Here is a 12107-nt window from a genome sequence, read left to right as displayed (position 1 = left end):
GATCGCCCCGCGCCGACCTTGGCGGTACCACAGTTATGGCATCGGGCACGAGTGCGAACTCGGCAGGCTGTAGCCGCACGGCCGGTGCGAGTCCTCAGGCGACTTCGCGGTGAATCATCTCGTAAGCCCTCCGCCGTGCCAGCCGCGTGTAGTCCTCCTGCAGCTCGGAGTCGTCGAGGAACTTCTGCAGGAACTTGGTGTTGTCCTCGGCCCGTTCGATCACCTTGTCCTGGAACTGGGAGTCGAAGACGTCGGCGAAGGTCTCCTCGGTGTTGTTCAACGCCGAGGCCTTCAGGTGGTTGTCCTCGATCGCCCTGTCGATGTCCGCGTCGATGTCGTGCGTGGTGAGGTTGGTGCCGTACTTGTCGTTGATCTGGTCCAGCAGCTCGGCCAGCGAGATCTTCTCCGGCTCGGCCTGCTTGCCGGATCCGCCGCCTGCGAAACCCGGCAGCACCTGCTCGCCTTCCGGGGTGAGCCGCATGTCGTGCTCGCCGGTGCGGCTGATCCGAAGGTGGGTCAAATCCAGCGGTCCGGGGTCGTTGGAACCGTCCTCGCGACGCGGCAGCAGGTTGAGCAGGTGTTTGCCGAACAGGTACAGCCGTTCCAGCTCGTCGTCGGAGTACGGCACCACCTGCGCGAGGAAAGCGTACAGGCGCACGTAGTCGCGCAGCGCCTTGCGGAAGGCCTCGGCTTCCTCCGGATCCTCACTCTGCAGGTGGGTGAAACGGTCCCGGGCGGGTCCGGCGAACCGGTAGAGGGCGGCGTGGGCTCGTTGCCACTGTGCCTCGGTTTTCGCCTCCTGCTGCGCGGAGAGGTAGGCGTCGACGAAGGACTGCATTTCCGATTCCGCCAGCAGCGCGAACTGCATGACGGTGTTCTGGCTGGTGTAGAGCAGGTTCGGATCGGTGGGTGGAGTCACCGCGGTCTCGTGGAAGACCTTGAACTCCTCCTGGATGTCCTCGGCCTCGTTGGCGAGGTCGAGCACGAAGATGTCGTCCTGGCTTTTGCGCGGGTGGGTGCGGTTGAGCCGGGACAGTGTCTGCACCGCCGCCACGCCGCGCAACTGCTTGTCCACGTACATCGTGGTCAGCAGCGGCTGGTCGAAGCCGGTCTGGTACTTGTCGGCCACGACGAGCAGCCGGTACTCCTGCTTGTCGGTGTGCTTGGCGTTCGGATCGTCGGCCCTGGTGTAGGCGAACCGGTCGGGGACTTCGCTCTCGTTGAAGCCGTTGAGGCTCGATTCGGTGACGTCCTTGCCGTCGATCTCGAGGCTGCCGGAGATGGCGACCAGGGAGGCCGGCTGGCTGTATCCGAGCAGATCCACATAGTTCCGGATCGCCTTGTACAGCCGCACGGCGTGCTCGCGGGAGCGAGTGACGACCATGGCCTTGGCACGGCCCCCGAGTCGCTGTGCGGTGTGTTGACGGAAGTGTTCGACGATGATCTCGGCGCGGTGTTCCATGCTGGTGGGGTGCAGCTCGGCGAAGCGCACGAGATGGGATTTCGCCTTGCGCGCGTCGACTTCCTTGGCCTCGTTGGCCGGGTCGGTGGCCAGGCGGAAGTAGGTCTTGTAGGTGACGTAGTTGCGCAACACGTCGAGGATGAAGCCCTCGTCGATGGCCTGGCGCATCGAGTAGATGTGGAACGGTTCGTAGTGGCCCATGGCGTTGGGCTGCCCGAACAGCTCCAGCGTCTTGGGCTTCGGTGTGGCGGTGAAGGCGAAGTAGGACATGTTCGGGTGGCGGCCACGCGCGAACGCCGAGGCCGTCAGCGGGTCGCCCTCGTCGAGGTCGTCGCTGCCGAGTTTGAGCAGCACCTTCTTCAGGTCACTGGCGGATTCGCCGGACTGTGAGGAGTGTGCCTCGTCGACGAGCAGTGCGAAACGCTGCTTGCCGATGCTGGTGACCTGGTCGAGCACGTACGGGAAGGTCTGCAGCGTGGCGATGACGATCTTCACGGTGGGGTCGTGCAGCGCCTCGGCCACGTGCGCGGATTTCGACCCGCCTCGGGTGCCGGTGATGCGTTCGACGACGCCGGGCACGTGCTCGAACTGGTAGATCGTGTCCTGGAGCTGCTTGTCCAGGATGGTGCGGTCGGTGACGACGATGACCTTGTCGAAGACCTGCTCATTGGGTCGCAGCCCCGCTTCGGCGGCTTCGGCGTCGATCTCGGCGGCGTCGCCGGGGGTGTGCAGGCTGGACAGCCGGTGTGCCAACCACGCGATGGTGTTGGACTTGCCGGATCCGGCCGAGTGCATGACCAGGTAGTTGCTGCCCGCGCCGTGCCGGGCGGTGTGCTCGCTCAGCCGCAGCACGGAGTCCCACTGGTGGTAGCGGGGGAAGATCGTGGTCAGTTCGGACGGTTTGCGCCCGCGCGTTTTGCCCTCGGCACCTTTGGGGTTCTGCACGTGCACGAAGCGGCGCAGCAGGTCCAACCAGTTGTCGAACTGCCAGATCTTCTCCCACAGGTACGAGGTGCGGTAACCGTCGCCGCTCGCCGGCGCGTTGCCTCCCGCCCCGGAGACGCCGGGACCTTCGGAGCCGGTGTTGAACGGCAGGAAGTGGGTTTTCTCGCCTGCCAGTTTGGTGGTGAGGAACACCAGTTCCGGATCCACCGCGAAGTGCACGACGGCGCGGCGGGACAGCAGCAGGTCCGTGGGGTCGCGGTGGTGGCGGTACTGCTGCTTGGCGTCCTCGACGGTCTGCCCGGTCAGGTGGTTCTTCAGTTCGGCCGTGGCCACCGGTAGACCATTGAGGAACAGGACGAGGTCGAGCGAGTCGTGCGGGTTTTTCTCGGAGTGGTGGAGCTGGCGGGTGACGGTGAGCCGGTTGGCGCGGTATTCGACCAGGGCGTCCTCGGCGACGGTGTGCGCGGGCCGGAAGTAGGCCAGCTTGAGGTGGACGCCGCGGTCCTTGACGCCGTGGCGCAGCACGTCGAGGGTGCCGCGGGAGTCGATCTCCTGGGCCAGGCGCTTGCCGAAGGCGCGCTGCGCCTCGTCGGGACCACCGGGGTAGAAGTCCCGGACGCGGTCCCACTCGCGCGGCTGCGTGGCGCCGAGGAAGGCGAACACCTCGGCCATGTCCAGGCCGAGGTCGGGCAGGTAGCCATCGTGACTGCCTCGGTGCCAGCCCGAGTCGAGCAGCGATCTCTCGATGACGGTTTCGAAGACGGCTTCACTGTGTGCGGAGTTCACTGCTTGCTCCAACGTTCGTGCTGTGGTGCGTACTCACCGGGTGTTCACTCGAAGAAGTCCTCGTCGATGCGCTTGAGCACGAAGGTGCGTTCGTCCTGCACACCGACGTTGTAGAGCAGCATCAGCTCGGCCAGCCGGTGACCGTCGATGAGGATGATCCGGTTCGGGATGCGCTCGACGTAGTCCCGAGCTTCCTGGCTGAACCGACTGGTGGTGATGAACACTCCCCGGTCGGCCTGCACCCCGTGCAACGCACCCACGAAGGCCTGGATGTCGGGGCGGCCCACGGTGTGCTCGGCGTTGTAGCGCTTGGCCTGCACGAAGACGCGGTCGAGGCCGAGTTCGTCCTGCCGGATGGTCCCGTCGATCCCGCCGTCGCCGGAGCGGCCCCAGTGTTCGGTGGCCCCGGTGCGACCGCCGTAGCCCATCGCGGTCAGCAGATCGAGTACGAGCTTCTCCAGAAACTCCGGTTCCCGCGCACGAACATGGTGCAGCAGTTCGACACTCAGTACCTCGTTGCTCTCCTGGACCGCGGCGTCGATCGTTTCCCACGGCGTAGTGCTCGCGGAGCTGCTCACCTCCACGGCATCCGACTCACCGGCCGTTTCGGTGGACCGCTTGGTGCGGGAGCGGAAATCCTGGTATTCCGCGAACTGGGAAAGGAAGGCCTTGTCGATGCGTTCCGGAGCGTCGGCCAAAACCTTCTGCCCGCGTTCGGCGATCTGCACGTGGCCGCGCTGCGGACGGGTGAGCAGCCCAGCCTGGAAGAGATACGAATGCGCCCACTGAACCCGGTTGTCGAACTTCGATCCACCGGTGGAGATCGCCTCTGCCAAATCCTCCTCGGTCAGTCCGAGTTCTCGCGCACACGCGTCGCGTTGCTCGCGCCAGTGGCGCGATTCTCCGTCGGAGAGTGCCTGCAGCAGGGGCAACATCAGAGTTTGGAATTCCGGGACTGCCATGGTGCTTCCTTTTCGTGGTGGTATCGGGTACGGCGAGCAACGAGTGAGGAATCAGCCGATGCCGAGTCGTTCGCGTTCGACCTGCAGGATGCGCTGCTCCATCGGCACGGCCTCGTCGTGCAGGAGCTGCTCGTTGAGGTGGTCGGTGTCGGTGGCGGCGGCTTCGGACGCCTTCGCCGCGCTGTGGCGGGCGTAGGCGTCGAACAGGCGGGCCTTGCCCTCCAGCACTTCCTGCAGGCGCTGGTCGACGGTGTCCTTGGCCATCAGCCGGTGCACGTGCACCTTGCGGGTTTGGCCCATGCGGTGGCAGCGCGCGATGGCCTGTTCCTCGGTGCTGGGTTTGAGTTGCGGCTCGGCGAGGATCACCACCGAGGCGGCCTGGATGTTCAGGCCCACTCCGCCTGCGGTGATCTGTCCGGGCAGCACCGCGTGCCCCTCGCGCCGGGTGAAGTCGTCGACGAGTTCCTGCTTGGCCTGGGGGGTGAGCTTGCCGGTCAGCGGCTGCGTCGCGGCCGGGCCGACGGCGGCGCGGACGGTTTCGAGTACCTCGAGGAAGTAGGAGAACACCACGACTTTCCAGCCGTTCTCGGCGGATTCGGTGACGATGTCGACCAGCCGTTCCAGCTTCGCGGAACCCTTGGCCGTGCCGGGCTCGTAGGCCGCGCGGCGTGCGGCCATGAAGTTCCCGCCTGCCACCGCATCCCGATAGGCACGGCCGTCGGCACCGCCGAGTTCGACCCAGTCGTCCAGTTCGAGCTTCTCGGGCAGCTCGGTGAGCACGTCCTCCTGGTTGCGGCGCAGGTACACCGGCGCCACGATCCTGCGGAAGGAGTCGGCACCCATCAGCACGTCCTCGGCGCGGATTTTCTCGGCGACCTCGGGCTGCAGGTAGCCGACGAGCGTCTTGAACTCCGCGAGGCGGTTTTCCATCGGCGTGCCGGTCAGGAACAGGGCACGCTCGGCATTCCGCACCATCTCGGCGACGGCCCGGGAGCGTTTCGCGTCCGGGTTCTTGACGTAGTGCGCCTCGTCGATGACAACCATGCCGAGCTCGACGCCGTGCAGCTCCGGCAGCCGCCGCAGGGTCTCGTAGGTGGTGACGGCGACCCCGCCCTCCTGCTTCCATCGCTGGGTGGCGCTGTCGCGGTGCGGGCCGTGCAGGCTGTGCGAGGTGAGGTCGCTGTGCTTGCCCGTCTCGCCGATCCAGTTGACGAGCACGCCTGCCGGGCACACCACGAGGAAGTGGCGCTGCCCGGTCACGGCCAGGTGCGCCATCGCCGCCAAGGCTTCGATGGTTTTGCCCAGACCCATCTCGTCGCCGAGGAGGCTGTGCCTGCGCGCGAGGGCGAACTTCGCACCGAAGGCCTGATAGCCGCGCAGCGAGGACCGCAGCAGGCTGGTGTCCAGCGCGGTCGAGGAAACCTCACGCTCCACCTCGCGCGGGATCGCCCCTTGCGCCGAGCTGTCGGTGGCCGCGCCCGCTCCGGTGAGCCGGGCCAGCAGCGTGTTGTAGGTGGCGGCGCGCTGTTGGTAGTCGTGCCACAGGGCGGAGTGGTTCTGCGGCTCGGTGGCGTGCCGCACCTGCTCGTCCCCGGAGTGGACTTTGTCCACCCGGGGGTCGCCGAGCAGGGTTTCGACTGCTGCCAGGGACTGCAGGGCGTCGGTCTTCGTCTCCCTGCGGGAGAAGAACATCCGCATCTTGCTGCGGGTGCGCCGGGCCCGCCGCGCCAGGTCATCGACCTGGGTAGTCAGCGTGTGGATGTGCTCACCGAGCGGGGCGGTGGCCTGCTCGGCGACCTCCACCGCCCGCAGGGTGCCGAGCAGTTCGGCCTGCCCGGCGGTCTTGCGATCCGGGTCGAACCGGAAGACCGCCTGCCTGCGTGCGGCGGTGGCGAGCTTCTCCGCCGCCTCCGAGACCTGGGAGGCCGTCTTCAGGCCGATGCCGGGGTGGCGCTGCAACTGCTCCGGGGTCGCCGAGAACACCTCGTGGACGTTGCGCAGGCCTGCGTTTTCCAGATCGCCGAGCCGGAGTTTGCCGGATGCGGCCTCGCGCAGCTTGTCCAGCGGCATCTCGCGGAGCTGCTCGGCCATCACCTGCTCACTCAGTTGCTCGTACTGCTCCTGCACCTGCTGCCACAACCGAGCGGGCTCGGACAGCAGGTGAGAGGCCGTGTCCAGAAAGGACCAGGCGTCGGCCAGCACCTGCCGCGCGGAATCCCCGATCCTGGACGTGTCGGCAGCGGTAGCGGTGTGCTCGCCGACTCCCGAGGGGGCAACCTCCGGTCTCGGTGGTTCGTTCATGCTTCCTTCCTCTGGTCATGCCCTGCTGCCGGCGCACACACCACCCTGCCCGGCCGCGATCACAGCCGGGCAACGAGCGTTCAGCGATGCGGACTCGCCGCTACGCGCGCAGATCCGACGTCGCCCGCCCCGCCGTGGTCACATCGATCTGCCCCGTCACCGCAGCCGTGATCAGCGCCTGCTTACGTTCTTGCAGGAGTTCGAGTTGGCGGTTAATTTTTGCCGTCAACATAGAGAAATAATACTCTTCTCGGTCGCATTCCCTTGCGATCTTTTCCTGCTCGTCAAATGGCGGAATCAAGAGTGGCATTGAAAGCAGTATAGAAGTATTCAAATTTGCCATCGTGCTACCAACAGACTGCTTCTGAAAATAATGTCTGATAGCAGGAATCTGAAGGTATCTGTGCAAGTACGAAGAATTGAAAAGGCTCTGGTTTATTCTTAGGCGAAGCGACCCAGTTCCGCATACCCACCCCGCTTGGGCATCACCAACAACCGACGACCTTCCCAGTTCTCCTCTGCGGGCAAAAACAACGTCACCACTCTGCAAGATATGGCGACCAAGCCGCTCCCTGACTTCGTCGCTGACCGTAACTTGACTATCCTGCTGCAACCCATCCCGAGTAATGTTTGCAGGGTTGATCACTGGCCAGCCATTCTCGATATAGTCGTCGGCATGTAATTGACTACCAAAAGGACCTGTTTGCACTTCGCATTCGATACTACGAAGACGCCCCTCCATCCATCCAATAGGGGTTTCCCCGAGAGGGCCATACCCAGAAGGGCAATGGTTTGATTCGTGCACACCACGAATCAGGTTATCGGCAACAACATCGATTCGCTCTTCAAGCAAGTGAGCACTGGCACGCTTGCCTGCGGTAATCTTATCGATTCGGGATGTTTCGACGTCGAGGAAGTCGGCGATGCGGCGCTGCTCTTCGAGGCCAGGAAAGGGTATTTCAAGATCCCGCACTTGAGAGTCGGACACATAGGGAAGAGGCCCCCCAGGTGACAGTTCCGCCAAGTCGACGAGATCAAATGCATACTTCCAAAAGCGAGGCTCCCCCTGCAATGGATACACACCCATAAGGTTGTTGTCCATGCAGGCGTCAACCAAGAGCAATCGTCGCGTGTTTTTCAGGAGCGCCGCACCCACTTTAGGGAACACTACCGATCCCGCAGGAGCAATGCGCGCACCAAGCCGAACTACAGTATCTTGTGTGACATAATTCTGTGCACCTACAATGCCGCTTATATTCGGCGCAGCAGACAAGTCTGATACTTTGATGAATGGCATCCCCGTAGTGTCGCCTTGCGCATCCTCCGGAAAACCAGTTCCGCTGATTGTACGAGCTACTCGGCCAATCTTGGCACTAGCGTTCACTCCGTCACCTCCGACAGCAGTGACTGGATCTCGGATTCGAGTTGCTTGAGTTCGGCGTCGATCTCTTTCAGCGGACGGGGTGGCACGTACTTGTAGAAATGCCGGGTGAAGGGGATCTCATAGCCGATCTTCGTCTTGCTGTGGTCGACCCAGGCGTCGGGCACGTGCGGGAGGACCTCGCGGGCGAGGTAACCATCACGTATTTCGTTCAGTCGTTGGCGCGCCCGTTCATACTCACGTTGCCGCTCGGAATCATCCGATCCTTCGTTTTCCCTCATGATCAGGAAAAGGTCGGCACTCTCCTGATCCAGCGGCACGTTCTCGTTGTCCCGCAGGTCCGGATCCGGCAGAGCGTTGCCCACCTTGTCGGTCTGCAGTTCACCCTCAGCATCGGCGACCGCGACCGCGTGCACCACGGCTTTGTTCACCGGCGCGGGCAGCTTACCGGTGGCCCCGGCCTCAGCCAGCGCGGCACGGAACGCCGACTCGAAGTCGACCTTCTTCCACCAGTTCTGCCCGACCAGGCCGCGCAGCGCGGCCAGCAGGGCCTCGCGGTCGTCGAACTTCGCCAGCGGCTTGGCCGCCTCGACCTCGGCAACGGTGTCCTCGGTGACCTCGAAGCGCTGCTTGAGCGGTCGCTCGACGGTGATGCGCTGATAGCCGAAATCGGTGGTGTCGAAGATCTTGACCTTGTCGTGCAGCTCGTGCGTCTCGTCGGCCGCAATGGTCGAAGCCTCGTTGTAGAGCCGGGTGAGCTCGCCGATGTGCTCTTCGGGAATGTGCTTGCGCTTGTCGCCGAGGCTCTTGCGCATCTTGGCCCAGTACTCGCGCGCGTCGAGCAGGGTCACCTTGCCCCGATCCTTGGCCGCCTTGCGATTGGACAGGATCCAGAAGTAGGTGGAGATGCCGGTGTTGTAGAACAGCTGATCCGGCAGGGCGACGATGCCCTCCAGCCAGTCGTTCTCCAGGATCCAACGGCGGATGTTCGACTCCCCCGACTCGGCAGCACCGGTGAACAGCGGGGAACCGTTGAACACGATCGCGATCCGCGAACCACCGTCCTCGGGCTTTTTCATGTGCGCGATCATGTGTTGCAGAAACAGCAGCGACCCATCGTTGATCCGCGGCAGCCCGGCCCCGAACCGACCCGCGTTACCGAGCTCGTGTTCGCGCTCCACGTCGTCGCGGACCTTCTTCCACTCCACCCCGAACGGTGGGTTGGCCAGCAGGTAGTCGAACCGCTTGCCGTAGTGCCGGTCGTGGCTGAAGGAGTTTCCGTGCGCGATGTTGCCTGCGTCCTGATTCTTGATCAGCAGGTCCGACTTGCAGATCGCATACGACTCGGGATTGAGCTCCTGGCCGAAGGCCGTGACCGTGGCATCCTCGTTGTAGGACCTGATGACGTCCTCGGCCGCCGAGAGCATGCCGCCCGTGCCGCAGGCCGGATCCAGCACCCGCAGCGTCGCGCCGGGCTGGACGATCTTGTCCTGGTCCGGGTCCAGCAGCAGGTTCGTCATCAGCTTGATGACCTCGCGCGGGGTGAAGTGCTCACCGGCCGTCTCGTTGGACATTTCCGAGAACCGCCGGATCAGCTCCTCGAACAGGTAGCCCATCTGCTGGTTCGACACCGTCTGCGGGTGCAAGTCGATCGCGGCGAACTTGGCCACCACCTTGTAGAGGATGCCACCTGCTTCCATGCGGGCGATCTGGGTGTCGAAGTCGTACTTGTCCAGGATCTCGGCGGCCTCTGCCGAGAAACCGCCGATGAACGCCCGCAGGTTCTTGCCGACCTGATCCGGATCGGCCAGCAGTGAGGTCAGCCCCTCCACATTGCGCTGGAAGGTGAACTTGCTGGTGTTGTAGAAGCTGTACCCGGCGGTCTTGCGCAGCAGGCGGTCCGGGTCCTTGATGCCCTGCTCCTCCACCGCCTTCTTGCGGCGCTCCAGCACCGCCACCCGAGTCGGCTCCAGCACGCAGTCCAGCCGGCGCAGCACCGTCAACGGCAGGATCACCTTGCCGTAGTCGGACTGCTTGAAATCCCCGCGCAGGAGATCGGCGACGGACCAGATGAAGCCCGCCAGTTCCTGATGTTTACCGCTCACGCTCATTCCTTCCTGTGCCGGACCCGCCGGTTCGGTCACTCGTGTGTGTCGTCGACGGTGCCAGTGGTGTTGTCGCTGTTCCCCGGCCCCTCCGGGGGCCGCAGCGCGTTGCTCGCCATCCCATCGATCATCGTGGTGATCAGATCGCCCCCGTGTTGCTGGACCTGCCGCAGGCCGCGTTCGAGCAGAAAAAGCTGCTTGAACGCGTTCGCGTAGGGGTGTTGCTCGCTCAGCGGGATACGGGGTAGCTCCACCTTGCGCACGTCCAGGCGCGCGGCCATCGAACCGGTGGTCAGCACCGTGTTCGCGGAGTTGCGCAGAAACCCGGCCAGAAACCACGGGTCGAGTTGCTCCGGGTTCGGACGCAGCAGCCACAGGTGCGTGCCGAGCACGGCCCGTTCCTCACCGATCACCCGGCTGGTCAGGTTCCCGCCCAGCATCGGCACCACCACATCACCCGGCTGCAGCCAGATCGGCTCGCGGGGCCCCGAGTCGTCCCAGAACCCGGACGGCGCGCTGCCCCGGGTCACGTCCCGTCCCGTCAAGGCGGGAAGTGCTCCTTCCGTCTCCTCCTTGGCGGCGGGGCCGGGTTGCTGCCGCACCGTCAGGGCCCCGATTCGGGACAGCTCGTTGATCGTGGTGGACGGCGCGGGGGGGTCGCTCCGCGGAGCTACCTCCGGCACGAGCTGCGGCAACTGCCCGAGCACGTCGAGGAACCGACCCCGGCTGGTGCGGATGCCAGCCACGTCGATCTCGGGTGTCACGGGCAGGTGCCGCGCCGGGGTCAGGTTCACCTCGTCGTCGAGCAGGTCGATGGCGGGCACCACCCCGCACTTTCCGGGCCGCTCCGGGCACTCCCCCGTGGACTCGAACTCCCGCCACGCGGACAGCGCCAGATCCGACAGGGCCTGCCAGTCCGGAGTCCGGCCGGAACGCAACTCGGAGCCGTCGACCAGGAGAACCCCGTCGGAATGCTCCGTGGTGGATTCGGGAGAGCGCAGCACCCACAGCACGATCGGTGTCGAGGCCGAAAGCATCGTGAACGCCCCGGCCGGCAGTGCGATCACCGCGCGCAGTGCACCGCGCCGGATCAGCTCCGCGCGGATGCGCCGTCCCCGTGTCTGGAAACCGACCCCGGCGGGCAGCAACAGCACGGCCGTCCCGCTCCGATCGAGGTGGGCCAGCGCGTGCTGCACCCACGCCAGCTCCGGCAGTCGGCGTGGCGGGAGTCCGTACTCCCAGCGCGGATCGAACTGCAGCTCCTCGAAGCCCCAGTCCTTGACTCCCCACGGCGGGGCACACAGCACCGAGTCGAAGGTCTCGCCGGTGAACGCGTCGGCGCGCAGCGCATCCCCCACCTCGATCCGGGGCACGATCCCGCAGCGGAACCACAGGGACGCCGCCGCGATCCGGGCCACCTGCCGGTCCGGATGCTGACCGGCCACGGCGGGCTCATCCTTCCCGGTCGGGGTGGCCTCGGCTGCGGGCCGGAGCAGCTCACCGAGACCGCAATGGGGATCGAGCACGCGAGTGCCCTCCGCGAGTCGGTACATCAGCTCGGCCAGTTCCGAGGGCACCGCGCCGCCGTGGCGGCCGAGACGATCCGCCCACGACAGCACCAGCGCATCGAATTCCTCCGGCTCGTCGAGTACCCGGTCGAGCAGCCGCAGCAGCGGCGCCCACCTCCCCTCAGGTACCGCCGGCTCCAGCCACTCCTGTTCCGCACCGGTCGCGGCGATCCGCTCGGCGACGGACTCGACGAAGGACACGTCGTCGGCGAGCACCTCGGCATCGAGCTCGTCGGCCGGCTTGGTCTCGCGAGCGGCGAAATGGCGCAGCCCCACCGCGAAGGTGATCAGAGCCTCGCCGGGATCGGTCGTCGATCGCAGCTCCTCCAACGCGCGCCACAGCTCGTCGCGCAGCGGCAGCTCCTTGAGCTTGCCCTGCTCCCGGAGCCACGCACGAGCCTGTTCGGCGTCGAACAGCGGACTGCTCGCCGTGCCCGCGACAGGTTCGGGGAAGTCCTCGTAGCGCTTGCGCCAGTTGCTCACCGCAGCGCGGCCCACGCCTGCGAGCCGGGCGATGTCCACCGCGTTGATCGTGGCGCCGGAACCTGTCGACGCTCCCTGGTGCTCGGTCACGACGAAAACAGTAGCACACTCGCA

Annotated in this window: 6 protein-coding genes; all 6 read right to left on the bottom strand. The window is 65.4% G+C overall.

Translation table 11 applies throughout. The annotated features are described in order from the left end of the window. Positions 1-94: 94 nt before the first annotated feature. On the bottom strand, positions 95-3193 hold the full coding sequence (locus JOF55_RS21820) for a type I restriction endonuclease subunit R (protein WP_310277618.1): 3099 nt from the start codon (positions 3191-3193) through the stop codon (positions 95-97). Between the two features lie 44 nt (positions 3194-3237). Continuing rightward, entirely contained in the window at positions 3238-4155 is a 918-nt protein-coding gene (locus JOF55_RS21815) for a restriction endonuclease (RefSeq protein ID WP_310277615.1), read from the bottom strand. A 51-nt stretch (positions 4156-4206) separates the two neighbouring features. Continuing rightward, positions 4207-6456 (bottom strand): DEAD/DEAH box helicase, encoded by a 2250-nt coding sequence (locus JOF55_RS21810; protein WP_310277611.1) that lies wholly within the window; start codon positions 6454-6456, stop codon positions 4207-4209. 100 nt (positions 6457-6556) lie between these two features. After that, a complete protein-coding gene (locus JOF55_RS21805) occupies positions 6557-7840 on the bottom strand; it encodes a restriction endonuclease subunit S (protein WP_310277608.1) in 1284 nt (427 codons plus the stop codon). Continuing rightward, entirely contained in the window at positions 7837-9948 is a 2112-nt protein-coding gene (locus JOF55_RS21800) for a type I restriction-modification system subunit M (RefSeq protein ID WP_374727323.1), read from the bottom strand. Before JOF55_RS21800 ends, JOF55_RS21805 begins: the two co-directional genes overlap by 4 nt. Positions 9949-9977: 29 nt before the next feature. Next, on the bottom strand, positions 9978-12083 hold the full coding sequence (locus tag JOF55_RS21795) for an N-6 DNA methylase (protein ID WP_310277602.1): 2106 nt from the start codon (positions 12081-12083) through the stop codon (positions 9978-9980). Between the last annotated feature and the right edge of the window lie 24 nt (positions 12084-12107).

The organism is Haloactinomyces albus (assembly GCF_031458135.1).
GTDB lineage: Bacteria > Actinomycetota > Actinomycetes > Mycobacteriales > Pseudonocardiaceae > Haloactinomyces > Haloactinomyces albus.
This window is presented reverse-complemented; position numbering and strand designations above follow the sequence as displayed.